This is a genomic window from Halomonas sp. LBP4, assembly GCF_003202205.1.
GTDB classification, from domain to species: Bacteria; Pseudomonadota; Gammaproteobacteria; order Pseudomonadales; family Halomonadaceae; genus Halomonas; species Halomonas flagellata.
Genome location: NZ_PDOG01000003.1, coordinates 535,722 through 562,675, shown reverse-complemented (window position 1 = coordinate 562,675; position 26,954 = coordinate 535,722). Strand labels below are relative to the sequence as shown.

28 protein-coding genes and 2 tRNA genes are annotated in these 26,954 nt (G+C 68.1%); 14 read left to right on the top strand and 16 right to left on the bottom strand.

Annotated elements, in window-relative coordinates:
• Window positions 1–172: 172 nt before the first annotated feature.
• A complete protein-coding gene (locus tag CR157_RS12980; protein ID WP_110283930.1) occupies window positions 173–802 on the bottom strand; it encodes a riboflavin synthase subunit alpha in 630 nt (209 codons plus the stop codon).
• Window positions 803–1,309: 507 nt separating this feature from the next.
• On the opposite strand from CR157_RS12980, the gene CR157_RS12975 reads away from it, so the two are divergent.
• From CR157_RS12975 to CR157_RS12960, 4 genes are all read left to right on the top strand, one after another.
• Window positions 1,310–2,410, top strand: coding sequence for a methionine ABC transporter ATP-binding protein (locus CR157_RS12975; RefSeq protein ID WP_110283929.1), 1,101 nt, complete (start codon window positions 1,310–1,312; stop codon window positions 2,408–2,410).
• On the top strand, window positions 2,391–3,044 hold the full coding sequence (locus CR157_RS12970; RefSeq protein ID WP_110283928.1) for a methionine ABC transporter permease: 654 nt from the start codon (window positions 2,391–2,393) through the stop codon (window positions 3,042–3,044). The genes CR157_RS12975 and CR157_RS12970 overlap by 20 nt, the downstream gene beginning before the upstream one ends.
• Window positions 3,045–3,248: 204 nt before the next feature.
• Window positions 3,249–4,061 (top strand): MetQ/NlpA family ABC transporter substrate-binding protein, encoded by an 813-nt coding sequence (locus CR157_RS12965; RefSeq protein WP_110283927.1) that lies wholly within the window; start codon window positions 3,249–3,251, stop codon window positions 4,059–4,061.
• Window positions 4,062–4,386: 325 nt separating this feature from the next.
• Complete coding sequence (locus tag CR157_RS12960; RefSeq protein WP_110283926.1) at window positions 4,387–4,845, top strand: GAF domain-containing protein; 459 nt, start codon at window positions 4,387–4,389, stop codon at window positions 4,843–4,845.
• A gap of 41 nt (window positions 4,846–4,886) precedes the next feature.
• Here the strand turns inward: CR157_RS12960 and CR157_RS12955 are convergent.
• The 3 genes from CR157_RS12955 to glpK all read right to left on the bottom strand — a co-directional run bounded on the left by CR157_RS12955 (window position 4,887) and on the right by glpK (window position 6,652).
• Window positions 4,887–4,963 (bottom strand) — tRNA-Val (locus CR157_RS12955).
• 35 nt (window positions 4,964–4,998) lie between these two features.
• A tRNA-Val gene (locus CR157_RS12950) sits at window positions 4,999–5,075 on the bottom strand.
• Window positions 5,076–5,164: 89 nt separating this feature from the next.
• Window positions 5,165–6,652, bottom strand: a complete 1,488-nt coding sequence (gene glpK, locus CR157_RS12945) for a glycerol kinase GlpK (RefSeq protein WP_110283925.1) — start codon at window positions 6,650–6,652, stop codon at window positions 5,165–5,167.
• Between the two features lie 152 nt (window positions 6,653–6,804).
• Between glpK and CR157_RS12940 the strand changes: the two genes are divergently transcribed.
• Complete coding sequence (locus CR157_RS12940; protein ID WP_110283924.1) at window positions 6,805–7,563, top strand: DeoR/GlpR family transcriptional regulator; 759 nt, start codon at window positions 6,805–6,807, stop codon at window positions 7,561–7,563.
• A 142-nt stretch (window positions 7,564–7,705) separates the two neighbouring features.
• The gene (gene glpD / locus CR157_RS12935) at window positions 7,706–9,208 is read left to right on the top strand and encodes a glycerol-3-phosphate dehydrogenase (RefSeq protein ID WP_110283923.1); all 1,503 of its coding nucleotides are present in this window, start codon (window positions 7,706–7,708) and stop codon (window positions 9,206–9,208) included.
• A 22-nt stretch (window positions 9,209–9,230) separates the two neighbouring features.
• On the opposite strand, the gene CR157_RS12930 is transcribed toward glpD, so the two are convergent.
• Entirely contained in the window at window positions 9,231–9,914 is a 684-nt protein-coding gene (locus CR157_RS12930; RefSeq protein ID WP_181422057.1) for a helix-turn-helix domain-containing protein, read from the bottom strand.
• A gap of 315 nt (window positions 9,915–10,229) precedes the next feature.
• Here CR157_RS12930 and CR157_RS12925 point away from each other — a divergent pair, with 315 nt between their 5' ends.
• Window positions 10,230–10,700 (top strand): hypothetical protein, encoded by a 471-nt coding sequence (locus CR157_RS12925; protein ID WP_110283921.1) that lies wholly within the window; start codon window positions 10,230–10,232, stop codon window positions 10,698–10,700.
• 66 nt (window positions 10,701–10,766) lie between these two features.
• Here CR157_RS12925 and CR157_RS12920 read toward each other — a convergent pair whose 3' ends face one another.
• Window positions 10,767–11,522, bottom strand: coding sequence for a helix-turn-helix domain-containing protein (locus CR157_RS12920; protein ID WP_181422056.1), 756 nt, complete (start codon window positions 11,520–11,522; stop codon window positions 10,767–10,769).
• Between the two features lie 152 nt (window positions 11,523–11,674).
• On the bottom strand, window positions 11,675–13,054 hold the full coding sequence (locus tag CR157_RS12915) for a class II fumarate hydratase (protein ID WP_110283919.1): 1,380 nt from the start codon (window positions 13,052–13,054) through the stop codon (window positions 11,675–11,677).
• A gap of 148 nt (window positions 13,055–13,202) precedes the next feature.
• Between CR157_RS12915 and CR157_RS12910 the strand changes: the two genes are divergently transcribed.
• The 4 genes from CR157_RS12910 to ehuB all read left to right on the top strand — a co-directional run bounded on the left by CR157_RS12910 (window position 13,203) and on the right by ehuB (window position 16,395).
• Window positions 13,203–14,234, top strand: a complete 1,032-nt coding sequence (locus CR157_RS12910) for an alpha/beta hydrolase (protein WP_110283918.1) — start codon at window positions 13,203–13,205, stop codon at window positions 14,232–14,234.
• Window positions 14,235–14,370: 136 nt separating this feature from the next.
• On the top strand, window positions 14,371–14,739 hold the full coding sequence (locus tag CR157_RS12905; RefSeq protein WP_110283917.1) for a phasin family protein: 369 nt from the start codon (window positions 14,371–14,373) through the stop codon (window positions 14,737–14,739).
• Between the two features lie 140 nt (window positions 14,740–14,879).
• On the top strand, window positions 14,880–15,416 hold the full coding sequence (locus CR157_RS12900) for a carboxypeptidase-like regulatory domain-containing protein (protein WP_110283916.1): 537 nt from the start codon (window positions 14,880–14,882) through the stop codon (window positions 15,414–15,416).
• 103 nt (window positions 15,417–15,519) lie between these two features.
• Window positions 15,520–16,395: an ectoine/hydroxyectoine ABC transporter substrate-binding protein EhuB gene (gene ehuB / locus CR157_RS12895; RefSeq protein WP_181422055.1), complete on the top strand. Its 876-nt coding sequence runs from the start codon at window positions 15,520–15,522 to the stop codon at window positions 16,393–16,395.
• A 52-nt stretch (window positions 16,396–16,447) separates the two neighbouring features.
• Here ehuB and hda read toward each other — a convergent pair whose 3' ends face one another.
• Together hda and CR157_RS12885 are read right to left on the bottom strand one after the other, a co-directional pair.
• On the bottom strand, window positions 16,448–17,149 hold the full coding sequence (gene hda, locus CR157_RS12890) for a DnaA regulatory inactivator Hda (RefSeq protein ID WP_110283915.1): 702 nt from the start codon (window positions 17,147–17,149) through the stop codon (window positions 16,448–16,450).
• Window positions 17,146–18,222 (bottom strand): AI-2E family transporter, encoded by a 1,077-nt coding sequence (locus CR157_RS12885; RefSeq protein WP_110283914.1) that lies wholly within the window; start codon window positions 18,220–18,222, stop codon window positions 17,146–17,148. Before CR157_RS12885 ends, hda begins: the two co-directional genes overlap by 4 nt.
• Window positions 18,223–18,385: 163 nt before the next feature.
• Between CR157_RS12885 and purM the strand changes: the two genes are divergently transcribed.
• Window positions 18,386–19,450 carry a phosphoribosylformylglycinamidine cyclo-ligase gene (gene purM / locus CR157_RS12880; RefSeq protein ID WP_110283913.1) on the top strand — a complete coding sequence of 355 codons (1,065 nt, stop codon included), beginning with the start codon at window positions 18,386–18,388 and terminating at the stop codon, window positions 19,448–19,450.
• Entirely contained in the window at window positions 19,447–20,187 is a 741-nt protein-coding gene (purN, locus tag CR157_RS12875) for a phosphoribosylglycinamide formyltransferase (RefSeq protein ID WP_110283912.1), read from the top strand. Before purM ends, purN begins: the two co-directional genes overlap by 4 nt.
• A gap of 120 nt (window positions 20,188–20,307) precedes the next feature.
• On the opposite strand, the gene dcd is transcribed toward purN, so the two are convergent.
• The 6 genes from dcd to CR157_RS12845 form a co-directional block, all read right to left on the bottom strand.
• Complete coding sequence (gene dcd / locus CR157_RS12870) at window positions 20,308–20,874, bottom strand: dCTP deaminase (protein ID WP_110283911.1); 567 nt, start codon at window positions 20,872–20,874, stop codon at window positions 20,308–20,310.
• 265 nt (window positions 20,875–21,139) lie between these two features.
• Complete coding sequence (gene apbC, locus CR157_RS12865) at window positions 21,140–21,961, bottom strand: iron-sulfur cluster carrier protein ApbC (protein WP_258364171.1); 822 nt, start codon at window positions 21,959–21,961, stop codon at window positions 21,140–21,142.
• Window positions 21,962–22,094: 133 nt separating this feature from the next.
• Entirely contained in the window at window positions 22,095–23,093 is a 999-nt protein-coding gene (locus CR157_RS12860) for a kinesin (protein ID WP_110283909.1), read from the bottom strand.
• 207 nt (window positions 23,094–23,300) lie between these two features.
• Window positions 23,301–24,062 (bottom strand): RNA pseudouridine synthase, encoded by a 762-nt coding sequence (locus CR157_RS12855; RefSeq protein ID WP_219999944.1) that lies wholly within the window; start codon window positions 24,060–24,062, stop codon window positions 23,301–23,303.
• A 54-nt stretch (window positions 24,063–24,116) separates the two neighbouring features.
• Window positions 24,117–24,722, bottom strand: a complete 606-nt coding sequence (locus tag CR157_RS12850; protein ID WP_110283908.1) for a hypothetical protein — start codon at window positions 24,720–24,722, stop codon at window positions 24,117–24,119.
• Between the two features lies 1 nt (window position 24,723).
• Entirely contained in the window at window positions 24,724–25,398 is a 675-nt protein-coding gene (locus tag CR157_RS12845; RefSeq protein WP_110283907.1) for a spermidine synthase, read from the bottom strand.
• A gap of 201 nt (window positions 25,399–25,599) precedes the next feature.
• On the opposite strand from CR157_RS12845, the gene CR157_RS12840 reads away from it, so the two are divergent.
• Window positions 25,600–26,535, top strand: coding sequence for a YihY/virulence factor BrkB family protein (locus CR157_RS12840; RefSeq protein ID WP_110283906.1), 936 nt, complete (start codon window positions 25,600–25,602; stop codon window positions 26,533–26,535).
• A 172-nt stretch (window positions 26,536–26,707) separates the two neighbouring features.
• Here the strand turns inward: CR157_RS12840 and CR157_RS12835 are convergent, their stop codons facing one another.
• The gene (locus tag CR157_RS12835) at window positions 26,708–26,935 is read right to left on the bottom strand and encodes a lipopolysaccharide assembly protein LapA domain-containing protein (protein ID WP_110283905.1); all 228 of its coding nucleotides are present in this window, start codon (window positions 26,933–26,935) and stop codon (window positions 26,708–26,710) included.
• Window positions 26,936–26,954 lie beyond the last annotated feature (19 nt).

The window sequence follows — 26,954 nt, the reverse complement described above, 5'->3', positions numbered from 1 at the left end:
CGTCGTCCGGAGTGCGAGAAAAGCCGCCTATGGTACCCAATGCCCTGTCGGGATGCGAGGCAGCGGGCCGCCCATGATACGGCTCGGTCTGCCTTATATAAGCAACCAACGGGCCATTCGCCAGCCGAGCTTCCAACGCAGACTTGACGGAGTGGTCAAGCCAGCCTCCTGGTCAGGCCCCGCGCGCGGCCAGGACACGCTCCACGGTCTCGACGATGGCCTGGGTCTGGGGGTCGATCTCGATATTGACGAGATCCCCGGGCGCTCGATCGACCAGGATGGTGCGTGCCAGGGTCTCGGGAATCAGGTTGACGCAGAAGCGCGGCCCCCGGGTCGCCGTGGCAGGCTTCACCTCGCCGATGGTCAGGCTGATGCCGTCCACCCCGATGTAGCCCTTGTCGAACAGGAAGCGCCCCAGGGCGTGGGGCAGCTCGAACCATAGCCGCCGGTTGTTGGGTGCCTCGTCGAGCTCCACCAGTTCGGCCATGGCCATGACGTGACCGGACATGGCGTGACCGCCGATCTCGTCGCCGAAGCGTGCCGCCCGCTCGATGTTGACGCGATCCCCCACCCGCAGCGCACCAAGATTGGTCAGCCTGAGGGTCTCGCGCATCAGGTCGAAGCTGACCCGTTCGCCGTCGATGGCGGTCGCCGTCAGGCAGACACCGTTGTGGGCCACCGAGGCGCCGATCTCGAGCCCGCGGCACAGCGCCTCGGGCAGCGTGACCACATGGGTGCGAAAGGCCTCGGCCTCCTCGATGGCGACCACTTCCGCCGTGCCCTGCACGATGCCTGTAAACATTGGCGCTCCTCGCTATTGCGGTCATCGGCCGCGGAATATCGGAAAGCCTGACAGTGTAGGGAATTCCCGGGCCCGCCGTCCATGCGCCGAGGATGCCCCGCAGGGCTATCGCAGATGGCGGTAACGCTCGAGGCTGTTCCGGCGCCTCTCTCTTTGGGTAGCGGCGATTGCCCTGGGAAGGTCCGAGGCCGCCAGCATCAGAAAATCATTCTGCTTTTCCTGCATATTCGGGACGATCTACTGATCGGAAAGCGTAACGATGGGACCATTCACCAGCAAGCTTGACAGCTTTCGGCTTTGGTCTTAGCCTTCGCCCCACATTTTGAAGGCGCCGATTTGTACCCGGATTGCGGGCGCCAGCGTCGCGCCTGCCTCCTCGAGGCAGGCGCGGCGAAGTGCAGCTAAAAGGGTGTGTCCAGCGTTGATGGCCACCCTCCAAGGGTGGCTTTTTTTGCCCTCGCTGCACGGCCCGCACCGCCCGGGCGCCCTCCCCCCGCGGAGGCTTCCATGATCCGACTGCACAATGTTTCCAAGACCTACTATCTCAAGGGCCACCGCCAGGGGCGCTCAGGGAACCACGGCGCCCCGCCCGGGCGAGACGCCGACCCCAGGGTCGTCGAGGCCCTGAAGAACGTCGACCTGCACGTTCCGCCGGGGCAGATCCACGGCGTGATCGGCCTGTCCGGGGCCGGCAAGTCGACGCTGATCCGCTGCGTCAACCTGCTCGAGCGCCCCACCGCCGGTACCGTCACCGTCGACGGCCAGGAGCTCACCGGCCTCGCCAACGGCGCCCTCAACCAGGCGCGCCATCGCATCGGCATGATCTTCCAGCACTTCAACCTGCTGACCAACCGTAACGTCTTCGACAACGTGGCGCTGCCGCTGGAGCTGATGGGCATGACGCGCGCGGCGATCCGCGAACGGGTCACCCCGCTGCTGGAGCTCGTCGGCCTGGCCGACAAGGCCGACCAGTACCCCGCCCGGCTCTCCGGCGGCCAGAAGCAGCGGGTCGCCATCGCCCGGGCGCTCGCCAGCCGCCCGCGGGTGCTGCTGTGCGACGAGGCCACCTCGGCACTCGATCCCCAGACCACCGGTTCGATCCTGGCGCTGCTGCGCGACATCAACCACAAGCTCGGCCTGACCATCCTGCTGATCACCCACGAGATGGAGGTGGTCAAGTCGATCTGCCATCGGGTCAGCCTGATCTCCGATGGCGAGCTGGTCGAGGAGGCCGACGTCGGCGACTTCTTTACCGCCCCGCGCACCCGGCTGGGCCGCGACTTCCTCAACGACTTCCTGCAGCTCGAGCCGCCCCGGGCGCTGATCGAGCGTCTCGAGGAGACCCCCGGCGAGCACACCCATCCGGTGGTGCGCCTGGCCTTCTCGGGCGACGCCGTCTCGACCCCGCTGATCTCGCGGCTGGCCCGGGAGTGCGGCGTGGACGTGAGTATCCTGCAGGCCAAGGTCGAGTCGATCCAGGAGCGCACCCTGGGGCTGATGATCGCCGAGCTGATCGGCGCGACGAGCGAGACCGCCCGCGCCATCGACTATCTCGAAACCCATGATCTTCACGTGGAGGTGCTCGGCCATGTCCAGCGCGATGCTTGAGCTCATCCTCAGGGCCACCCTGGACACCCTCTACATGGTGGGGGTCTCGGGGCTGATCTCGGCGCTGCTCGGCGTGCCCCTGGGCGTGCTGCTCTACGTCACCCGCCCGGGGCAGGTACTGGCCCACCCCCTGGCCAGCCAGGTGCTCGGCACCGTGACCAACGTCGGCCGCTCGGTGCCCTTCATCATCCTGATGGTGGCGATCATTCCCTTCACGCGGCTGCTCGTCGGCACCTCCATCGGCACCAACGCCGCCATCGTGCCGCTGACCATCGCCGCCATCCCCTTCGTGGCGCGGCTGGTGGAGGGCGCCCTGAACGAGGTGCCGCCCGGCCTGGTGGAGGCCGCCCAGTCCATGGGGGCCACGCCCCGGCAGATCATCCTCAAGGTGCTGCTGCCGGAGGCCAGGGGCGGTATCTTCACCGGGCTGACCATCACCGTGGTGACCCTGATCAGCTATTCGGCCATGGCCGGCGCCGTGGGCGGCGGCGGCCTGGGCGACCTGGGCATCCGCTACGGCTACAATCGCTTCGATCCCACGGTGATGCTGATCACCGTGGTGATCCTGGTGGTGATGGTGCAGGGCTTCCAGATGCTCGGCGACCACCTGGTGCGGCGTACCGACCACAAGTAACCGGGGAGCACTGATTTATTGCTGCGCTCGAGATCCTGGCCGCCGGCGGTGCTCACAATCCTCATTGAGCACCCCAGTCAACTCCGGTTGTTGCGCTCCGGCGGCGACCAGCCTCTCTTCGCTCGCGACATAAATCAGCGCTCCCCTGGCACCCGATTTCACAGCCTCGCCACCTGAGCGCGGCACGCAAAGGAGAGTAAGACCATGCAACTGACCCTACCCCGTCTGCTCGGCGCCGCCACCCTGGCCGGCGCCACCCTGCTGGCCGGCTGCGGCGACGACGACGCCGACGAGCCCCGGTCCATCAAGATCGGCACCGTGGCCGGTCCCGAGACCGAGGTGATGGAAGTCGCCGCCGGCATCGCCCGCGAGGAGTTCGGTCTCGAGGTGGAGATCGTCGAGTTCACCGACTACGTCTCGCCCAACGCCGCGCTGGCCGACGGGAGCCTGGACGCCAACGCCTACCAGCACGAGCCCTACATGCAGAGCATGGTGGAGGATCGGGGTTACGACTTCGCCATCGCCGGCTACACCTTCGTCTACCCGATCGGCGCCTACTCCGAGAAGTACGACAGCATCGAGGAGCTGCCGGACGGGGCCACCATCGCCCTGCCCAACGACCCCTCCAACGAAGGGCGCGCCCTGATCCTGATGCACAACCTGGAGCTCATCGAACTCGCCGACCCGGCGAACCTGGAGGCCACGCCTCTGGACATCGTCGAGAATCCGCACGACTTCGACTTCCGCGAGATCGAGGCCGCCCAGCTGCCGCGCGTGCTGCCCGACGTGGACATGGCCTTCATCAACAACACCTTCGCCCAGCCGGCCGGCCTGAGCCTGGACGACGCCCTGATCAAGGAGGGCGCGGAGTCCCCCTATGTCAACCTGATCGTGGTACGCGGCGGTGACGAGGAGCGCGAGGCCATCCGGCAGCTGGTCGAGGCCTACCAGACCGAGGAGGTCGAGGCCAAGGCGAACGAACTGTTTGGACCGCAGGCGGTTCCCGGCTGGAAGTAAGGGCAGCTCGATCGCCTGCCCCCACGTTTTTCTCGACGTTGATAGCTTGTTCGCCGAAGAAGGCGCCGAGGCTGCCCCTTTGGGGTCAGACCCCAGCCAAGTCGCGAAGCCCGTCATAGTGCGTCTTGCGAGCGGATTCGACGCCGCCGGGGTCTGACCCCATAGGGACCGGCAGCGCTGGCAACCTGCCACCCACCCATGCCCAACGCATTGATAATGCTGAAACATTTCTGGGCAGGCCGCAGGATCAGCCCCGAGCGACGCCACGATTCGAGGTACCTACAGGGTCGGCCACTGCGCCGACCCTGTCGTTGAAGGAGCCACCATGACGCCCGACTATCCCCTGCTTGCCCGCCAGCTCGGGGCCCTGCTCGACACCCGCGACTGGCTGGTCAACAGCGCCCAGACCTGCGCCTTCCTGATGCAGGAACTCCCCGACCTCAACTGGGCCGGTTTCTACCTGCAGCGCGAGCCCGGACTGCTCGGCCTGGGCCCCTTCCAGGGCAAGCCCGCCTGCCATCCGATCCCCTTCGACAAGGGGGTCTGCGGCGCCGCGGCGCGCACCCGGCAGACCCAGCGCGTGGCGGATGTGCATGCCGTGGACGACCATATCGCCTGCGATGCCGACTCGCAGGCCGAGCTGGTGGTGCCCATCCTGGCCGGTGATCGCCTGTGGGGCGTGCTCGACCTGGACAGCCCGCTGCGCGACCGCTTCACGGCCGCCGACCAGGCCGGCATCGAGGCCCTGGTGGACGTCTTCGTCGAACAAACGGATCTGGAATGAGAGACGCCCCCGCAGCGGGGCTGCGGGGGCGTCTCGGGAGCTGGTAGGACCAGGCGGATTTGAACCGCCGACCTCCACGATGTCAACGTGGCGCTCTAACCAACTGAGCTATGGTCCTGTCACGCTGTTGCCAGGATCGCAGCCGCCAGGGAATGGTAGGACCAGGCGGATTTGAACCGCCGACCTCCACGATGTCAACGTGGCGCTCTAACCAACTGAGCTATGGTCCTGCATCGGCGCATCCTGTCGGCCGCACGACGCGCTCGGCGCCGCGGCAACGGATGCGTATATTACCGAAACCACTGGCGTTTGCAAGCCCTCAGCGACCGCTTTTCACCCTTTCCACCGCCTCCTGCCAGCCCTGGTAGAGGCGTTCGCGTTCGCCCTCCTCCATCTGCGGGACGAAACTGCGCTCGCACTGCCAGAGCCCGGCGATCTCGTCCAGGTCACGGTACCAGCCGAGGCGCAGCCCGGCGAGATAGGCCGCCCCCAGGGCGGTGGTCTCGAGCACCGAGGGGCGGTCGACCTGGACGCCGAGCATGTCGGCGAGGAACTGCATCACCCAGTTGTTGCTGACCATGCCGCCATCCACCCGCAGGATGCTCGGCGTGGCCGCCATGTCATCGCTCATGCAGACCTGCAGGTCGCGGGTCTGGTAGCAGACCGCCTGCAGGCCGGCGGCGACGATCTCGGCGATGCCGGTGTCCCGGGTCAGGCCGAGGATCGCCCCCCGCGCCTTCGGGTCCCAGTGGGGCGCCCCCAGCCCGGTGAAGGCCGGGACCAGATAGACACTATGGCCACTGCGGGTCTGTCGTGCCAGGGCCTCGGTCTCGGCGGCATCGGCGAACAGCTGCAGGCCGTCGCGCAGCCACTGCACCGTGGCACCGGCCACGAAGATGCTGCCCTCCATGGCGTAGGTCGGCTTGCCATGGAGGCGATAGCCGATGGTGGTCAGCAGGCGGTTGCGGGAGGTCTCGGCGGCTTCGCCGGTGTTGACGATCATGAAGCAGCCGGTGCCGTAGGTGCTCTTGCCCATGCCCGGCTCGAAGCAGGCCTGGCCGAACAGCGCCGCCTGCTGGTCGCCGGCCACCCCGGCGATGGGCAGCTCGCCGCCCAGCCATTTCGCCTCGACGGTGCCGAAGTCGTCGCTGGAGTCCTTCACCTCGGGCAGCAGGCTCTCGGGGATGCCGAAGAGCTCGAGCAGCGCCGGGTCCCAGCGCTGCTCGTGGATGTTGAACAGCGCCGTGCGCGAGGCATTGGTGGCATCGGTGGCATGCATCCGCCCGCCGGTGAGTCGCCAGATCAGGAAACTGTCGACCGTGCCGAAGGCCAGCTCGCCGCGCTCGGCCCGCGCCCGGGCCCCGTCGACGTTCTCCAGCAGCCAGGCCAGCTTGGTGGCCGAGAAGTAGGGGTCGATCAGCAGCCCCGTGCTCGCCTGCACCGCCGCGGTATGCCCCGCCTCGCGCAGCCGCTGGCAGGTATCCGCCGTGCGCCTGTCCTGCCAGACGATGGCATTGTGCAGCGGCTCGCCGGTCGCCCTGTCCCACAGCAGCGTGGTCTCGCGCTGGTTGGTGATGCCGATGCCGGCGATCTCCTCGACCCGGACACCGGCGCGCTCGATCACCTCGCGACAGGTGGCGAGCACCGTTTCCCAGATCGCCTCGGGGTCATGTTCGACCCAGCCGTCGGCGGGAAAGTGCTGGGCGAACTCGCGTTGGGCCATGGCCCGGTTGCGCCCTTCGCGATCGAAGAGGATGGCGCGCGAGCTGGTGGTGCCCTGGTCGATGGCAAGCAGGTAGTCGGCCATGATGGTTCCTGTGGTTGGATGTTCGTTTATGATCACCAAGAGTACTGTAGTGTGTTCGTATTGCTTTACGACTTTTGTCTAACGATACCCTCCTGCGGCCTGCTCCCTCCCCCCGGGATGGCCTACAATGGGGCGATTGACAAGGAGCCGACATGAACCAGCAGCAACGACAGGACGCCATCGTCGACCTGGTCCGCCGCCAGGGCTATGCCAGCATCGAGCAGCTCACCGATCATTTCACGGTCACCCCCCAGACCATCCGGCGCGACCTCAATGCCCTGGCAGGCGAGGGCCTGATCCGCCGGGTCCATGGCGGCGCCGGGCTCGAGTCGAGCACGGTCAACACCGCCTACAACACCCGCAAGACCCTGAACCTGGACGCCAAGCAACGCATCGCCGCCCTGCTGGCCCGCCATGTTCCCGACCACTCCTCGCTGTTCATCAACATCGGCACCAGCAACGAAGTGGTGGCCGAGGCCCTGCTCGAGCACCAGGGCCTGGAGGTGATCACCAACAACCTCAAGGTGGCGGCCATCCTCCAGCACCAGGAGGACTTCAACGTGATCATCGCCGGCGGCCAGGTGCGCGCCCGGGACGGCGGCATCATCGGCGAAGCCACCATCGACTTCATCAACCAGTTCAAGGTCGACTTCGGCATCATCGGCATCAGCGGCATCGACGAGGACGGCTCGCTGCTCGAGTTCGACTATCAGGAGGTGCGTGTCGCCCAGGCGATCATTCGCAACTCCCGCCAGGTGTTCCTCGCCGCCGACCACTCCAAGTTCCACCGTAACCCCGTCGTACGCCAGGGAAATCTCGGCCAGATCGACGCCCTGTTCACCGACCGCCGCCCGCCGGAGGCCATCCTGCGCCTGCTCGAGGCGCACGACGTGGCCCTGCATATCGCCTGATACGGCTCGTCCCGCCATCGACACCCACCAGGACGGGAGAAGTTCGCCTCGCCTCTTGATGTTCGCTTTCGATTAAACTATTTTCGTTTTCTAACATCAATCATGACGACAACGGCCCGGGATGGTCGGGCAGGAGACATTCATGAGTGGCAGGGCGAACGACATGCTCGATCTCTTCGTCATCGGGGGCGGCATCAACGGTGCCGGCATTGCCGTCGATGCCGCCGGGCGAGGCCTGCGGGTGGCGCTGTGCGAGCAGGCCGACCTGGCCAGCGCCACCTCCTCGGCCAGCAGCAAGCTGATCCATGGCGGCCTGCGCTATCTGGAGCATCGCGAGTTCCGCCTGGTTCGCGAGGCCCTGCGCGAGCGCGAGGTGCTGCTGGCCAAGGCGCCCCACATCATCTGGCCACTGCGCTTCATCCTGCCTCACCGCCCGCACCTGCGGCCGGCCTGGATGCTGCGCACGGGCCTCTTCCTCTACGATCACCTGGGTCGGCGGCAGCGTTTGGCCGGCTCACGGAGCGTGCGGTTCGCCGAGGACGACGGGCTCAGCCCCGACATCTCTCGCGGTTTCGAGTACTCCGACTGCTGGGTGGATGACGCGCGCCTGGTGGTACTCAATGCCATCCAGGCGCGGGCGCATGGCGCCGAGATCCTGGTACGCACCCGCTGCGTCGGAACCCGGCAGGAGGCGGGCCACTGGGTCATTCGCCTGGAGGACGTGGAGAGCGGCGCCCGCTTCGAGCGCCGGGCGCGGGCACTGGTCAATGCCGCGGGCCCCTGGGTGGAGAGCGTGGTGCGGCACCAGGCGGGACGACGCTCGCGCTATGCCATCCGCATGATCCGTGGCAGTCACCTGATCGTTCCCCGTCTCAACCGCGACAATCGCGCCTACATCCTGCAGCACACCGATCGGCGCATCGTCTTCGTGCTGCCCTACGAGGAGTCGTTCAGCCTGATCGGCACCACCGACCGTCGCTACGAGGGAGACCCCTCCCGGGTCGAGGCCACCGAGGAGGAGATCGACTACCTGCTGTCCGTGGTCAACGACCACTTCAGCACCCCGCTGACCCGCAGCGACGTCATCCGCACCTTCGCCGGCGTGCGACCGCTGTGCGATGACGAGTCGGCGGACCCGTCGGCCATGACCCGCGACTACACCCTCGACCTGGACAACGACGGCGCCCCCCTGCTGTCGGTGTTCGGCGGCAAGATCACCACCTACCGCAAGCTCGCCGAAGCGGCCCTGCGCACCCTGCGGCCCAGTCTCCCCGGCATGGCGCCGCCCTGGACCGCCACGGCGCCCCTGCCCGGTGGCGACATCGGCGACCAGGACGCCTTCACCGCTCGCCTGCTGGCCGACTACCCCTTCCTCGGCGCGACCAGGGCGCGGCGCTTCGCCCGCAGCTACGGCAGCCTCTGCTTGCGCTTCCTCGAAGGCGTCCGCGCCGAGAGCGAGCTGGGTGAGACGTTCGGCGCCGGACTGACGAGCGCCGAGGTGGACTACCTGATCGATCACGAATGGGCACGCAGCGCCGAGGACATCCTATGGCGCCGCACCAAGCTCGGCCTGCGCCTGACCCCGAAGCAGGTGGAACGACTGGCGCGCCACATCGCCATGTACCGTCAAGGACTGGCCGCGTGATTGTCCCGCCGGGAGTCCGCTGCTACCTCCCACCCCGCCGGCCGCTCGACTCGGCCAGGCGGATGAGTCCGTCGAGGTCGAGAATATGGAAGTCACGCCCGCTGGCCTTGAGCAGTTCCTGCTTGTGGAAGTGCGCCAGGGTACGGCTGACGGTCTCCACCGTCAGTCCCAGGTAGCTGGCGATGTCGCTGCGCGACAGCGCCAGGCGAAACTGGGTGGGCGAGTAGCCGCGGCGCCGGAAGCGCATCGACATGGCGACGAAGAAATACGCCAGTCGCCCTACGGCGGTCCTGTGCAGCAACGACCTGAGCATCAGCCGCTCGTCGTGCACCTCCTGGCTCAGGTTGCGGCACAACTGCTGCCGCAGTTCGGGCACCTGGGCGCCGAGTTCGCTGACCCGCTCCTGCGATAGCACACTCACCGTCAGGGTCTCCAGCGCCAGGGCGGTGCCCGGGTAGACGTTCTGGCCAATGGCATCCAGCCCCACCAGGTCTCCCGGCATCGCATAGGCCATGACCAGGGGGTCGCCTCCGTGGATCGTCGAGACCTGCTTGAGGCTCCCCGAGCGCACCAGGAACAGACCGGCGAACGGTGTTCCCTGCTCGAAGAGCACTTCGTCCTTTCTCAGCAGCGTGAACGTCTCGGCATCGTGGAGTTCGGGGATCTCTTCCAGGGGCAGGCCCAGGGGCAGGTGCAAGCAGCTCATGTCGGTGAATACGTCAGCTCCAGAATGGTCGTTGGCTCGGGCCGGCGGCACGAGGCAGCTCCTCCCCCGCTCGCCGAGCCCCGACACCATGCCTGAAATAATGCAGCCACTCTGCACCATTCGACCCGAAACTTGACAACTGTCACGCCCCACCGGGCGTTCCACCGGCGATGGAGACGCGTTCCAGGCATTCGTCCCGTAAGTTGATAGCTGTCATGGCCGATTCCAGCGTCCGCTCTCTACGCTGACACTCGGCCGATGCTCTCCCGCCTCACTTCATGGCCACACGAGACTTCCACAGAGGTACGACGACCCATGATCGACTTTACCGCCCTCACCCTGCTGCCCCAGGAACAGCTCGCGCTGGCCAGCGCTCACGAGACGCAGGAGAGGCGTCGCTATCGGGGCCTCGCACGTCGGCTCCTGGCCACCGCACCCGATGCCGGCCACCTGATGGCCGAACTGGGCAGGGAGAACGAACAGCGACTCGAGACCCTGCAGGACGTGGCCGGGGCTCTGGGGCTCGAGGCCTGCATCGTCGCCGACGACGCCGAGGAGGCGCCGCCAGGCAAGCGGCAGCGCCTCTTCGTCGTCGATGGCCCCCTGGAGAGGCAGGCGCTCGTACAGGCCCTGGAGGATGCCGAGGACTCGCGTCTGTTCTTCGACTGGCTGCTGGAGACCAATGCCACGCCGGAGCTGCACCGGCCCCTGCGCGACTTCGCCGCCCAGAAGCGTGCCGAATGTCGCATCCTCGGCGAGAGGCTGGCGCAATCGACACCGGCGTGACGGCCCACCCGGGCGAGCCGGCATCGGGTCAAGGCAATGCCACCGGCACGTCCGGCGAGGCCTCGGTCAGGCCTCGCGCCTGCGCCGCCCGCTGGCCTCGGCCAGGCGCTCCAGCCGCGGCATGTCGAGGATATGGACCTCTGGGCCACGAGTGACGAGCAGCCCCTGGTCACGATAGCGCACCAGGGTACGACCGACGGTTTCCACCGTCAGCCCCAGGTAGTTGGCGATATCCCCGCGTGGCATCGCCAAGCGGAAGCGATAGGGCGAATAGCCACGGCGCCTGAAACGCTCGGACATGGCGACGAGGAAGTACGCCAGCCGCACCTCGGCGGTGCGGCGCAGCAGCAGGCGCATCCCCAGCCGTTCGCTGCCCACTTCCAGGCTCAGGTTACGCAGAAACCGCCGGCGCAACTCGGGCACGCGGGTACCCAGCTCCAGGAACTCCGCGAACGGCAATTCGCATACCGTGGCGGTCTCCAGTGACACGACACTGCCCGGGTAGCGGCCTTCGCCGATGGCATCGAGGCCGATCAACTCGCCCGAAAGGAAGAACGCCGTGACCAGATATTCGTCGCTGCCGGTCGTGGTAGCCTGCTTGAGACTGCCGGAGCGCACCATGAAGAGACTGGTGAAGGGCGAGCCCTGCAGGATCAGGGGGTCGCCCTTGTTCAGCGTCGCCAGCGGACGAATGATATCGCCGAGCTCGGCGATCTCGTCGACCGGCAGTCGTCCGGTGAAACAGAGGGGACTCGACCGGCATGACGAGCAGTCGACGGTGTGCTGGCCGGAAAAGCGCAATACCTTGCTGCGACTCGTCATGACTCCCCCTTCCCAACCTCGCTCGGAGATACTTCTGAGCATGAGACCCGGGGAAAGCGCCGGCCGTTCGATACGCAGCATGCTCTCTCGAATAGCGCCCACCGCTCGTACCGAGGTCGCGGCGGCAGCCGGTTCGGCCAGGCAAGGGCCCCCTACCCGGGAATCCCGCCCCGGGTCAGGGCCGCGGGGTCGAGCAGCCGCTCGAGCTCCTCGCGGGCGAGGTCGGTCTCCTCCTCGGCCACCTCGAGGATCGGGCGACCCGCCTGGTAGGCCTTCTTGGCGATGGCCGCCGCGGCGTCGTAGCCGATCACCGGGTTGAGCGCCGTCACCAGGATGGGATTGCGCGACAGCGGCTGCCGCAGGTTCTCCTCGCGCACCTTGAAGGTGGCGATGGCGCGATCGGCCAGCAGCCAGGCGGTATTGGCCATCAGGTCGATGGCGGTGATCAGGTTGTTGGCCACCAGCGGCAGCATGACGTTGAGCTGGAAATTGCCGCTCTGGCCGGCCACCGTCACCGCGGTATCGAGGCCGATCACCTGGGCCGCGACCTGGGCGGCGGACTCGGGAATCACCGGATTGACCTTGCCCGGCATGATCGAACTGCCCGGCTGCAGGGCCTCGAGCTCGATCTCGCCGAGCCCCGCCAGGGGGCCGGAGTTCATCCAGCGCAGGTCGTTGGCGATCTTCATCACCACGCAGGCGAGCCCGCGGAGCTGGCCCGACAGCTCCACGGCGGCATCCTGGGAGGCCAGGCCGGCGAAGAAGCTGTCATTGGGGGCGAACGCCAACCCGGTCTGCTCGCTCAGGTCCCGGGCCATGCGGTCCGCGAACCCGGGGGGGGCGTTGATGCCGGAGCCCACCGCCGTACCGCCCTGGGCCAGCCGGCAGAGGCGAACCATGGCGCTGTCGAAGCGCTCGATGGCCTGCCCTACCTGACTCGACCAGCCCCCCAGCTCCTGGCTCATGCGCAGCGGCATGGCATCCATCAGGTGCGTCCGCCCGGTCTTGACCACGTGGTCGAGCTCGGCGGCGCGGACCTCGATGGTCTGACGCAAATGCACCAGCGCCGGCCGCAGCCGCGACTGCACCTCCAGCGCCGCCGAGAGGTGGATGGCGGTGGGGATGACGTCGTTGCTCGACTGGCCCATGTTGACGTGGTCGTTGGGCCCCACCGCCAGGCCGTCGCGACTGGCCAGGTGGGCGATCACCTCGTTGACGTTCATGTTGCTCGAGGTGCCGGAGCCCGTCTGGAAGACATCCACCGGGAACTGGTCGTCGTGCTCGCCGGCGATCACCGCCTCGGCGGCGGCGGCGATCGCCGCGGCCCGTTCGGCGTCGAGCAGCCCGAGCTCCCGGTTGACCCTGGCCGCGGCCAGCTTGATCCGCGCGATGGCATGGATGAAGGCCGCCGGCATGGGCTGGCCGGAGACCGGGAAGTTGTTCACTGCGCGCTGGGTCTGGGCACCGTAGAGGGCCTCTGCGGGCACCTCGAGCTCGCCCATGCTGTCACGCTCGATGCGATGGTCGCTCATGGCCTTCTCCTCGTCGAAGGACGCTGCAGGGAAACGTCTTCTCACCATGGTGCCGCCGGGCGCCGCTTGCAAGACGGCCCTCGCCAATCCCTCCGGGCTCCGCTATGGTCGTCGAGGTGATGAATCCCAGGCCAGGACGGAACCGGGCATGACAGGCAGCCACTCTCGCTGGACAAGGGCCGTGCGGCGACGGCCGCTACTCCTGGTCGTCTGGCTGGCCGGCTGTGCCGCCACCGCGCCCGCACCGCCCGATCCCCCGCCCGGCGCCACCGCCGAACTGCGCGACGGCCGGGTGGTCGCCGAGGACGGTTACCAGCTGCCGATGCGCCGCTGGCTACCGCCGGGTGACCCCGAGGCGGTGGTACTGGCATTGCATGGATTCAACGACCATGCCGGCAGCCTCGAACCCCTGGCCCTGTCGCTGCGCGGCCGGGGCATCGCCGTGCATGCCATCGACCAGCGCGGCTTCGGCACCACCAGCGGACGCGGCCTTTGGCATGGCGAGCAGCGCCTGGTCGACGACGCGCGCCTGGTGCTCCGCCTGCTGCGCCAGCGCTACCCCGCGCCCCCCCTCTACCTGATCGGCAAGAGCATGGGTGGGGCCGTGGCCATGCTCGCCCTCACCGGCGACTCGCCTGCCGAGGCGGACGGTGCCGTATTGATCGCGCCGGCGGTGTGGGGCCTCGAGACCATGCCCTGGTACCAGCGGCTCGGCCTGCGGCTTGCCGTGCGCCTCTTCCCGGGCCTGAGTCTCACCTCCCGTGTCACGCGCCGCCTGGGCATCCGCCCCACCGACGATCCGGAGGTGATACGCGCCATGCTCGACGATCCCCTGATCCAGCGGCGTGCCCGCATCGACACCCTCCATGGCCTGATCCGGCTGATGGATGCCGCCAGCCGGGCCGGTGCACGCCTGCCACCACCGACCCTGCTGCTCTACGGCGAGCAGGACGAGGTCATTCCCCCGGAACCGATCTGCCGGCTGCTCGAGCGCCTGCCCGACCGGCCGGCCCACCGGCTGGTGCTCTACCCCGAGGGCTTCCACATGTTGACCCGCTACAGCGGCGATGCGATGACCCACGCGGACATCGCCGCCTGGCTCCTGGACCCGCGGGCGGCGCTGCCTTCCGGCCACGAGCTCGATCACGACGGCGCCCGCGAGCGGCTCTGTCAGGACTGATCCACCGGTCGCCGCGGCGCGCAAAAGGATGTTGCAGTGCACAAAACACTCTGCTATTGTGCGCTGCAACAGGAAGGGAAACGCGACACCGCCGTGTGGCTTCCCGATACTTCATAGAGCCCCGGAGGGTTTCACGATGCAAAACTTCGATACCAAGCAGTTCACCGAGCAGTTCGAGTCCATGTTCTTCGGTCCGGCCCGCGCCTACGCGTCGCTCTCGGTCGACTACACCGAGAAGCTGGTCAACGCCCAGCTCGACGCCGGCAAGGCCTACACCGACACCGGCCTGGCGCAGCTGCGCAGCCTGATGAACGTCAAGGATGCCGAAGGCCTGCGCACCTACATGGAAGGCCAGCAGAAGGTCGCCAAGGACCTGACCGAGCGCCTCAAGGGCGACGCCGAGAAGGTCGCCTCCCTGCAGCAGGACTTCGTGCAGAAGAGCCAGAAGCTGACCGAAGAGAGCGTCAAGCAGGTTCAAGAGACCGCCACCAAGGTCGCCAAGTAAGACGACAGAGCCGAGCCGGCCCCGCGCCGGCCAGCGCTCCCGAAGGGCCGCCGATCATCGATCGGCGGCCTTTTTGCGTTAAGCTCTCCCTGCTCTGGGCCACCTGCCGGGCCCGGAATGACCATACCGGGAGAGAGATCATGAAACGCTGGATTCTTGTCATGCTGCTCGCCGTGTTGCTGACCGGGTGCGAAATCATGCCCCCCGCGCCGGCGCCGACCGAGCGCATCGAGGTGATCGACATCGGCACCGAGCGCGAGCCCGGGGTGGCGCGTCCGGCCCCGGGCCGGGTGGCCCGGCAGGTGGCGTTTCCCGAAGCGGAGTACGCCGCCCTGCAGAGGACCGGCAGCGGCGTCATCAGCGGTCGCCTGAGCCTCAACGGCACCCCCGGCGCCGGCGAGATCGTCTCGGTGGCGCCGGTGACCACCTACTCCGCCGAAGCTGCCGAGCAGGCCCTGGCCGGACGCGCCGTGGAACCCGCCGACCCCCGGGCCCGGGAGTACACCCATACCACCCGCACCGACGGCAACGGTCACTTTCGCCTCGACGGACTTCCCGCCGGGGAGTTCTACCTCTCCGGCAGCGTGGTCGACCCTGCCAGCGGCGAACGCCGGATCATCATCCGCCAGGTGTCGCTGGGTGGCGGCCAGCGCCTGGAGATCAACCTCGGCCGCTGAGGCCCCGCCTGGCGTGAGCCGTCCCCGTCTCCTATGTTGATGCCTAAGGCTCTCAGGCCCGCGGCGAAACTCGGGGCCATCACCCACGGAGGGACGTTCGCCCATGCGCAACGACAGCAGAACCGGCTGGCCGATGCGACTGGCCATCACGGCGCTACTGCTCGGCCTGGCCGGTGCCGATACCAGTGCCGCCACCCTGGAGGAGATTCGCGAACGCGGCAGCATTCGCATCGCCGTGGCCAATGAGGAGCCCTACGGCTATATCGACGAGCACGGAGAGCCCCGCGGGGCGGGCCCCGAGGTCGCCCTGCACCTGTTGGACGAGCTGGGCATCGAGTCGATCGAATGGATCGAGACCACCTTCGGCGACCTGATTCCCGGCCTCGAGGAAGGTCGCTTCGACATGGCCGCCGCCGAGATGGCCATCCGTCCATCACGCTGCGAGCGCGTGCTGTTCTCCGCCCCCAACACCTCCTACGGCGAGGGCCTGCTGGTGCGAGCGGCCAATCCGCTGGAGATCGCCGGCTATGCCGATTTCGCCGAGCGCGACGACATCCGCGTGGCGGTGCTGGAGGGGGCGACCCAGGTCGGTATCATGCAAGCGCTCGGGGTGCCGGACGACCAGGTGATCCAGATCGGCGAGAACGAGGCGGCGATCGATACCCTGCTCGGCGGCGAGGTCGACGCCTATGCCGGCACGGGACTCACCGTGAGCCAGTTGGATGCCCAGGACTCCAAGGTCGAGGTGGTGCAGAACTTCGAGGACCCGGTCATCGACGGCGAGATCGTGCGCAGCTGGGGGGCCTTCACCTTCCCGCCGGACGCGGAGACGCTGCGCGACGCCTTCGACGAGGTGCTGCTCGACTACCGCAATACCCAGGAATGGGAGGATACCCTGGCGGGCTACGGCTTCACCCAGGACGATATTCTCAACGCCTTCCGCTTCGACACCGAGTGGCTGTGCAGCCGGGAGGAGTGAGCAAAGGCATCGTCTGAGGCCTCGACGAGCGCAGGCAGGTATCAGACAATGCCTACCAGCCCAGCGCCTGCTTGACGAAGGGAATGGTCAGCTTGCGCTGGGCCGACAGCGAGGCGCTGTCGAGGGTTTCCAGTGCCTCGAACAGCTCGCCCAGCCGCCGGGGCCCGCGGTGCAGGATGTAGCGGGCGACCTCGTCGGGCAACTGCATGCCGCGGCCCCGGGCGCGCAGCGTCAGCGCCGCCAGCCGCTGCTCGTCATCCAGCCCCTGGACCTGGAAGGTCACGCCCCAGGTCAGCCGCGAGGCCAGGTCGGGGAGCCGCACCGGCAGCTGTCGGGGGGCGGCCTCGCCGGCGATCACCAGCCGCTTGCCGGCATCCCGCAGCCGGTTGAAGGCGTGGAACAGCGCCTCCTCCCAGCGCTTGCGACCGACCACCCGCTCCAGGTCGTCGATGGCCACCAGGTCCAGGCGCTCGACCTCCTCGAGCATCAGCGGCGGGAAATGCCCCAGCTCCTCCAGCGGCAGGTAGAGGGCTCGCCGGTCCCGGTCGGACGCCGCATGGCAGGCCGCCTGCAGCAGGTGGCTGCGCCCCACGCCGGGCTTGCCCCAGAGGTAGAGAAAGGGTTCACCCCCGTCGTCGAGCTGATGGACGAGATGGTCGACCAGGGAGGCGTTGGCGCCGGAAAGGAAATTGGCGAAGGTGGCATCGTCACGCAGCCCCACGCCCAACGGCAACTGCGCGGGTGCTCGGCTCATGTCGACTCCTCGTCGTCGGTGCGGTGCGTTCTGTCGTCGTACAAGGTACTGTTCTTGTAGCGCTCGTTGAGTTCCCGCAAGAGTACCATGATCACTGCCGCCGCCGGCAGCGCCAGCAGGACCCCGGTGAAACCGAACAGGTTGCCCCCCGCCAGCACGGCGAAGATCACCGCTACCGGATGCAGCCCGATCCGGTCGCCCAGCAGCTTGGGTTGCAGCACGGTGCTCTCGATGACCTGGCCGACAGAGAACACCACGACCACGCCCAGTAACGCCAGCCAGCCGCCGAACTGGAAGAAGGCCACGATCAGCGCCACGCTGATGCCGACGATGAACCCCAGGAACGGCACGATACTCGCCAGCCCCGCGACCAGGCCGATCAACACGCCGAAACGCACGCCCATCAGCGACAGCCCGACGGCGTAGATGGCCCCGAGGCAGAGCATCACCAGCAACTGGCCCCGCAGGAAGGCGGCGAGCACCTCGTCGCAACGCCGCGCCAGACGCACCGCATCGGCCTCCCACTCCCGCGGCAGCAGGTCACGAATGCTGACCATCAGCCGGTTCCAGTCGAGCAGCAGGTAGAAGGTCACGACCGGGATCAGCGCCACATAGGTGACCCAGGTGACGAAGGCCATGCCGGAACGCCCGATCTGTCCCAGGAACGGCGCCAGGTAGCCACCGGCATCCTGCCAGTGCTCGGCGAGGGTATCCTGGACATTGCCGATCTCGCCGGTCATGTCGAGGCCGGTCCAGGCCAGGAGCTGAGGGGCCAGCACCGACTCGATCCAGCCGAAGATGCCGGGAATCATCTGGCCGAACTGGCGGAACTGCTGGGCAAGCAGCGGAATCAGCACCAGCAGCCCCACCGCGAGAACCAGGACCAGCACCAGGAAGACGCCACACACCGCCAGCGGGCGCGACAGCCCCCATCGCTCCAGGCGATTGGCCAGGGGGTCGCCCAGGTAGGCGAGGATCATGCCGGCGAAGAACGGCATCAGCATCGCCTCGAGGCGAAACAGCAGCCATATCAGCACCACCGCCCCGATCAGGAGCCACCATTCTCTGCGCATCGTTTCCTCCCTGCGTCGGATGCCTGATCCCGGCGATGCAGGCAAGCCGACGGCTGCCAGTCCGGCATCATGATGCTACAATTCACGCCCCGATCTTGCCCACTGCCCGGCGGCCAGCGGCCGCCGGCGACGCCCCGACAGCCATTCTTACACAGGACAGGTCATGACCGATTCCACTTCCCGCCCTTCGCTCAGCTACAAGGACGCCGGCGTCGACATCGACGCCGGCAATGCCCTGGTCGATCGCATCAAGGGCGTGGCCAAGCGCACCACCCGCCCCGAGGTGATGGGCGGGCTGGGCGGCTTCGGTGCGCTCTGCCAGCTGCCTGCCGGCTACCGTGAGCCGGTACTGGTCTCCGGCACCGACGGGGTGGGCACCAAGTTGCGCCTGGCCATGGAGCTGGGCCGCCACGACACCATCGGCATCGACCTGGTGGCGATGTGCGTCAACGACCTGGTGGTGGCGGGCGCGGAGCCGTTGTTCTTCCTCGACTACTATGCCACGGGCAGGCTCGATGTGGACATCGCCGCCGACGTGGTCACCGGCATCGGCGAGGGTTGCGCCCAGGCCGGATGCGCCCTGGTGGGCGGCGAGACCGCCGAGATGCCCGGCATGTACGAGGGCAGCGACTACGACCTGGCCGGCTTCTGCGTCGGCGTGGTGGAAAAGTCCGAGATCCTCGACGGCAGCAAGGTCGCCGCGGGCGATGTCCTGCTCGGCCTCGCCTCCTCGGGCCCGCACTCCAACGGCTACTCGCTGATCCGCAAGATCCTCGAGGTCAGCGGTGCCGACCTGGATACCGCCATCGACGGCCAGCCGCTAGGCGCCGCCCTGCTGGCGCCCACCCGTATCTACGTCAAGCCGCTGCTGTCGCTGATCCGGGAGAGCGGCGTCGCCGTGCATGCGCTCTCCCACATCACCGGCGGCGGGCTGCTGGAGAACATCCCCCGGGTGCTGCCGGACGGCCTCGCCGCGCGCCTCGACGTCTCGAGCTGGAGCCGCCCGGCGGTGTTCGACTGGCTGCGGCAGCAGGGCAACGTCGACGCGCACGAGATGCATCGCGTGCTCAACTGCGGCATCGGCATGGTGGTCGTGGTCCCCGCCGACCAGGCCGACCAGGCCCGTGCCCACCTGCAGGCCCAGGGCGAGACCGTGTACCGCATCGGCGAGATCACCCCGCGCCAGGGCGACGAGGAGCCGGTGCAACTGGAGAACATCGAGGCATGAGTGAACCCGGTTACCAGAGCGATACCTTGAAGGAGTTCACCCCGGAACCCACCGACGCCCGCCGGGTGGTGGTGCTGATCTCCGGCAACGGCAGCAACCTCCAGGCGCTGATCGACGCCCAGGCCCACGACGAGCTGGGCGGCGAAATCGTCGCGGTGATCTCCAACGAGCCCGACGCCTACGGCCTCCAGCGCGCCCGGGACGCCGGCATCGACGCCGTGGTGCTGCCGCACCGCGAGTACGAGAGCCGGGATGCCTATGACGGCGCCCTGATCAAGGTGATCGAGCGCCACGAGCCCGACCTGATCGTCCTGGCGGGCTTCATGCGCATCCTATCGCCGCGCTTCGTGCAGCGCTTCCTGGGTCGCATGCTCAATATCCACCCCTCGCTGCTGCCCGCCTACCAGGGGCTGAACACCCATGCCAAGGCGCTGGCCGACGGCGTGACCGAGCACGGCTGCAGCGTGCACTTCGTCACCGAGGAGCTCGACGGCGGCCCGGTGGCGCTGCAGGCCGCCGTGGCCGTCGCCGACGACGAGACGGAAGCGAGCCTCAAGCAGAAGGTCCACGCCCGCGAGCACCTGATCTATCCCATCGCCGTGAAGTGGTTCCTGGAGGGGCGCCTGCAGCTCGGCGCCGAGGGCGTGACCTTCGATGGCCAGCCGCTGTCGCCCCAGGGCCTGCGCATGTCCCACGCCGACGCCGCCGAGGAACTCGACGAGGATCAAGCGCCGTAAGCCGTAAGCCGTAAGCCGTAAGCCGTAAGCCAGATAGTCAAAAGCGAACCCCACGCGCCTTGCGACTGTGGGGTTCGCTTGTTCTTACCGCTTCAAGCTTATGGCTTACAGCTCCCGGGGTCAGGTGCGGGGGAGCGTGACCCCCCGCTGCCCCATGTACTTGCCGCCGCGGTCCTTGTAGGAGATCGCGCACTCCTCGTCGGACTCCAGGAACAGCATCTGCGCCACCCCCTCGTTGGCGTAGATCCTGGCCGGCAGGTTGGTGGTATTGGAGAACTCCAGGGTCACGTGGCCTTCCCACTCCGGCTCGAGCGGCGTGACGTTGACGATGATCCCGCAGCGGGCATAGGTCGACTTGCCCAGGCAGATGGTGAGCACGCTGCGCGGGATGCGGAAGTACTCGACGGTGCGCGCCAGGGCGAAGGAGTTGGGCGGGATGACGCAGACGTCGCCCTTGATGTCGACGAAGCTCTTCTCGTCGAAGGCCTTGGGGTCCACCACCGCCGAATGGATGTTGGTGAAGACCTTGAAGTCGTCGGCACAGCGCACGTCGTAGCCGTAGCTGGAGGTCCCGTAGGAGATCACCCGACGTTCGTTCACATAGCGCACCTGGTCGGCCTCGAAGGGCTCGATCATGCCTTCCCGCTCGGCCATGCGGCGGATCCACTTGTCGGATTTGATGCTCATCGGAACGTCCTGGTGGGGTAACGAAAGGAGAAATCGGGGCCGCCATGATAGCGGCCCCGGCGGCGAGCGTCACTGCCTGCTCAACAGGGCAGTTGCAGCTGGATGCATAGAGGGGCGCCGGGGGCAGGTCGAAGAGGAGGTCTTTTGCCAGGGAAGGCAAAAGTAGCGCCCAGGGAGGGGTTCACAGCGCCTCCTCGCAGGCCTGCCCCCGGATCAGCCCCGACTCTGGGACGCTTGGAAATGAACGGCGATAGCCTTGGCCTGCTCAATCGTCGCTGAAGGAGATGGTCGGCCCCTCGGGTGACTGCCCCTGGAGCTGCTCGGCCACCTGGCGCGCCATGTCGCGGAAGCTGGCCGTCACCTCGCCGTCCGGCTCGGCCACCACCGTGGGTCGCCCCCCGTCCACCTGCTCGCGGATCGACAGGGTGAGTGGCAGCTGTCCCAGCACCCGGGTCTCGTACTCGGCGGCGATGCGCTCGCCCCCGCCCTCGCCGAAAATCGGCTCGCCGTGACCACACTTCGAGCAGATATGCAGGCTCATGTTCTCCACCACGCCCAGCACCGGCACGTTCACCTTGCGGAACATCTCGATGCCCTTGCGGGCGTCGAGCAGGGCGATGTCCTGGGGCGTGGTGACGATCACCGCGCCGCTCACCGGTACCTTCTGGGCCAGGGTCAGCTGGATATCCCCGGTGCCCGGCGGCATGTCGATGAAGAGGTAGTCCAGGTCGTCCCAGGCGGTCTGGGTCAGCAGCTGCTGGAAGGCGCCGGCCACCATCGGGCCGCGCCACACCATGGGCTCGCGGGTGTCGACCATGAAGGCCATGGACATGGCCTGGAGCCCATGGGCCTGAAGCGGCCGGAAACGATTCTCGCCGGCGGACTGGGGACGCACGCCCTCGCCCACGCCCAGCATCTGGGCCTGGCTGGGCCCGTGGATGTCGGCATCGAGGATGCCCACGCGGTAGCCCTCGGCAGCCATGGCCAGCGCCAGGTTGACGGTGACGGTGGACTTGCCTACGCCGCCCTTGCCGGATGCCACGGCGACGATATGCTTGACCCCTTCGATCACGACTCGCTCCTCAATGCTGTTGGGCTGGGCCGCCGATGGCGGCTAGACGCCCAGTATACCCGCCAGGGTCCCGGGCCACGCAATGGGGTCCGAAAACACGAACGGCGAGCCAGGCTCGCCGTCCGCACTCCTCGGCTCGACGCTGGTGTCACTCCTGCTCCTGCTCGGCCTCCAGGGCCTGGCCGGCCTGCAGGTTGGCCTCCAGTTCGGCCAGCTCGGTGCGCCAGGCGCTGAGCTGCGATTCCAGCCGCTCGAGCTGCGCCTCGCGTCGCTCGATCTCCGCCTCGATGGCCTCGACCTCCTCGCGGCCGATCTCGATGGCCACCAGCAGATCATCGCGCTCGCTGCGAGTCTGCTGCAGGGCCTCCTCGGCCTCGCCCTGCTCCTGGCGGACGGCCTCGAGCTGCCCCTCGAGGGTCTCGCGCTGCTGCTCGAGCCGGCCGAGCTCGTCGGCCAGGGCATCGCGCTGCGATTCACGCTCGGCGATCTCGTCACCCAGTGACTCGAGACGCGCCTCGGCCTCCTGGATCTCGCCCTGCAGCGCCTCGAGGTCGGCGGCGGCCTGCTCGCGGGCCTGCTCGGCTTCCTGACGCCCCTGCTCGGCCTCCTGCCGGGCCGCCTCCGCCTCCTGGCGCGCCTGCTCGGCTTCCCGGCGGGCGGCTTCCGCTTCCTGGCGGGCCTGGTCGGCCTCCTGCCGGGCCCGGTCGGTCTCGTCGTACTCCTGCTGCAGTGCCGCCAGCGCCTCCTGGCCTTCGTTCAAGCGGGCCTCGGCCCCCTCGACATCGGCCGTCACCGTTTCACGCGAGGCCTGCATCTCCTCGAGCTCGGCCTTGGCCGCGGCGACCTCGAGCTGCGCCCGCTCGAGTTCGGCCTCGGCGCCCTCCTGCTCGTCGCGGAGCTCCGCCAGGCGCGCCTCGAGGCTTTCGATGTCCGCCTCGGCCTCCTCGCGTTCGGCGAGCCGGCCACTCAGTGTCTCGTTCTCGCTCTCCAGGGCGGAGAGCCGGGATTCCAGGGCTTCACGCTCCTCCTTGTGGGAGCTGGCGCTGGACTGGGCGAACAGTGCCCAGATGACGGCCACGACCGCCACCGCGGCCAGCCCCCTGGCACGATTGTCCTTGAAAAATGAAGTCTGCGAGGTTTCCGGCATGCGACGTCTCCTCTCGGATTCAGGCTGCGAATCGGTACCGACCGGCTGGGCCGCGCGGCAATGGGTGCAACACGCTCAGCATACATAGCGATCGCAGGAGGGGGAAGCGAGTGGCCCGCCCCTCCAGGGCTATCGCAGATGGCGGTAACGCTCGAGGCTGTTCCGGCGTCTCTCGCTTTGGGTAACGGCGATTGCCCTGCCCGCCCCTCAGAAGCGTTCGCCGGGCTTCAGGTAGCGCCACTCGCCCATCGGCACCCGCCCCAGGGAGACCCCGCCGATGCGCAGCCGCTTGACCGACAGTACGGTCAGCCCCACCCCGGTGCACATCGCCTCGAGCTGGCCCGGGACCATGCCCTTCAGGGCGAAGCGCAACCGGGTCTCGCTCTGCCAGCTCACCCGGGCCGGTGCCAGTCGTCGCCCCGGGACCGCCGAGCCACGCCGCAGCGCCTCCATCTGCTCCTCGTGCAGGGTGCCACGCACCTCGACCAGCCACTCCTGCTCCAGCCGGGCGACCTGCTCGTCGAGCCGCCTGGCCACCCCGCGGTCCTGGGTGAAGACCTGCAGCCCACCCTCCCCCGGCATCAGCGGCAGCATCGCGGCCAGGCCGCGGAAATGCGCCTTGAGGGGACGCCGACCGCTGGGGTCCTCCCCCCAGTGCGTGGCCGGGGTGATCCGCGACCTGGCCAGGGCGGCGCCATCGGCCGCGTCGTGGTCGGGCGGGCAGTGGCACAGCAGGGTGGCCGGGGGAATCGCCTCCGCCCTGGCCCCGGGAGCCAGTTCGACACGCTGGTCGCCGACCTTGAACTGCGGCTCCTCGACGACCCGGCCGTCGACCAGCACCCAGGCACCGGCGATGTACTGCTCCGCCTCGCGACGCGAGCAGGAAAGCAGCCGCGCCAGGCGCTTGGAGAGGCGCTCCTCGGCGCCGGGGGCGTTACCGGCGGCGGATGGGGTATCGGACATGGTCATGGCGGGTCTCGGGCGGGCTGCAGGGAGGTGGATTGTACCCGCTTTCGGGTACCGTCAGGGAGCCACGGGCGGCGCCTCGATGCGCCAGTCGGAGAACCAGGGTACCCCCTTGACCTCGACGCCCAGCCGCCGCAGCCACTGGGCGACGACGAGATTGGACTGGTGGCTCAGCCAGTAGGCGCGTGGATAGGGCACGAACTCGAGGTCGAACTCGGCGCTGTAGGTCGGTGTCACGCCCTCCGCCTGGAAGTGGGCATCGAGCCGGCGCCGGAGTGCCGCTACCCGCGCCGCCTCCGCCTGGAGGGGATAGACGCCCACCAGGCCCTCCGGCGCCAGCCGATGGAGGTCGTGGGGCGAGTCGATCTCCTCGTGGACACCGCGCCCCAGCCCGCCGGTCGTCGGCCACAGCATCGCGGAGACCGCGGCCGGCAGGTGCCGCCTGCCCTCGACGTACCAGCCCCACTCCCCGTAGCTGTAGCGCACCATCCCGCCCCCCTGCCGCGGCAGCACCAGGCTGGCATGGCGGCCATGGTCGAGCAGGTAGATATCGACCGGATCGACGGGGGCCGAGGGCGGCACGATACGCCCCGCGCAGCCGCTCAGCAGCAGCGCGGCGAGCAGCAGCGGCAGGGCCCGGAAACCGGCGGCGCCCGGTCGCATCTCAGCAGGCCAGCCAGATCCGGTGCTTCGCCCCCTTGCCGGGGCGATGGGCACGTACCGTGACCTCCTCGACCAGCAGGCCGACTCGCCGCAGGCGCTCGGTGAAGGCCGGGTCCTGGCCCGCCGACCAGATCGCCAGCACGCCGTCCGGGCGCAGCGCCTCCTGGGCGGCGGCCAGCCCCCCGGGCGAGTAGAGCCAGTCGTTCTCCTCGCGCGTCAGCCCCTCGGGGCCGTTGTCGACGTCGAGCATGATGGCATCGAAGCCGCCGGGCTCCCGACGCAGCAGTGCACCCACGTCGCCCAGGCTGACGCGGGTGCGGGGGTCGTCGAGCGGATGACCGGCGGCGGCGCCGAGCGGGCCACGGTTCCACTCCACCACCCCGGGCACCAGCTCGGCGACCACCGCCTCGGCGTCGTCGCCCAGGGTCGCCAGCGCCGCGGCCAGGGTGAACCCCATGCCCAGCCCGCCGATCAGCACCCGCACGCCTGAGCGGTCGGCGATGCGCGCACAGGCCAGCTCGGCCAGGGCATCCTCGGAACCATGCAGGCGGGTGTTCATCAGATCGCCGCTCTTGCCGGCGATGCGGATGGAGAACTCGTCATTGCGCTGCAGCAGCCGCAGCTCGCCGCCCCGACCGGGGATGCTCGCCGTACCGATCACTTCGAATTTGGCCATGATGCCTCGTCGACGGAAGAAAGATGATGTCCGGCTGACCGGTCGAGCCACGCACCGGCGAAGGTCCGGACGACTGCCGGTGGCGTTCATTATGCTGTCCCGGCCGACGACATGCCATGCACGGGTCGGCGCGGGCATGATTGACGGCGATCGTCGCTACCGGCGTATGATGCCCTGACAGCCTCATGGACGACATGGCACATGACGGACTCCCCGCCCCCTCTCCGCTCGCATCACCTCGCCTTCACCCTGTTGCCGCGGGTGGTCGGTTTCCTGTGGCGGGTGCTCTGTGCCTTCCTGCGCAACCGCGGCATCCTGCTCGCCGGCGGCGTGGGCTACAACATCCTGCTCTCCGTCGTGCCGCTGTTCGCCCTGCTGGTGGTGCTGCTGGCCCGGGTGGTGGACGAGCAGCACCTGCTCGAGGTGCTGGCGATCCAGGCGCGCCACCTGGCCCCCGCCCATGCCGAGGTGCTGATCGAGGCGGTGCGCGCCCTGCTCGACTCCCGCGACGTCATCGGCATTCTCGGCTTCCCGGTGCTGCTGCTGTTCAGCTCCTTCGCCTTTCGCATGCTGGAAGACGCCCTGGCGATCATCTTCCATGCCCCCGACACCCACCATGCCGGCCGCAGCGTCTGGGTCTCGGTGCTGATGCCCTATGCCTTCATGCTGGTACTGGGTGCGGGCCTGCTGGCCCTGACCCTGCTGGTGACCCTGGCGAGTTCCCTGAATGCCCTCTGGCTGGCGCTGTTCGGCCGCGAGCTCCCGATGGCGGGGCTCTCGGAGCCGATGCTCAACCTGACCAGCTTCCTCGGGGTCTTCCTGCTGTTCAGCGCCATCTACAAGGTGCTGCCGGTGGTGAAGATCGCGCTGAGGCGGGCGGTGGTAGGGGGCTTCGTCGCCGCCCTGCTGTGGGAGGGGGTGCGCCTGCTGCTGGTGCTCTACTTCGCCAACCTGTCGCTCGTCAACGCGGTCTACGGCTCGCTGGCCACCCTGATCGTGGTGCTGCTGAGCCTGGAGGTCGGCGCCATCATCCTGCTGCTGGGGGCCCAGGTGATCGCCGAGCTGGAGCGCAACGCCCGCCTCGGCCTGCCCTGGCATATCGACCCCAGGCGCCAGGCGGTAACCCACGTGGACTGACCCTAGCAGCCTGTCGGATTTGACCGATCGTCGCGAGAAATACGGATTTCGAGTCAAGTTTATCGATCTGATGAGGCGAATAGCCAGCTATTTAACGAATCAGATCGAATGAAATTGGCCGAAAGCCCGGGTTTCGCAGTAGATCAGTGTTAAGTCCGACAGGCTGCTAGACTCAGTGCCGCGGCCGCTGCCCACGGTCGGCGCGCAGTCGGCGCATCAGCCCCATCAGGCTCCGGCCGCTCACCATGCCGAGCAGGTAGATCACCACCAGCACCAGCGCCAGGGGCAGCGTGAGGCTCCAGGTCAGAAAGCGCACCTCCACCACGGCGATGTTCTGCACGAAGAGGATGAGCACCAGCACCGTGATCGCGATCTTCACCGCCAGCAGCAGCTTGTCCATGCCGTCTCTCCCTGTCGAA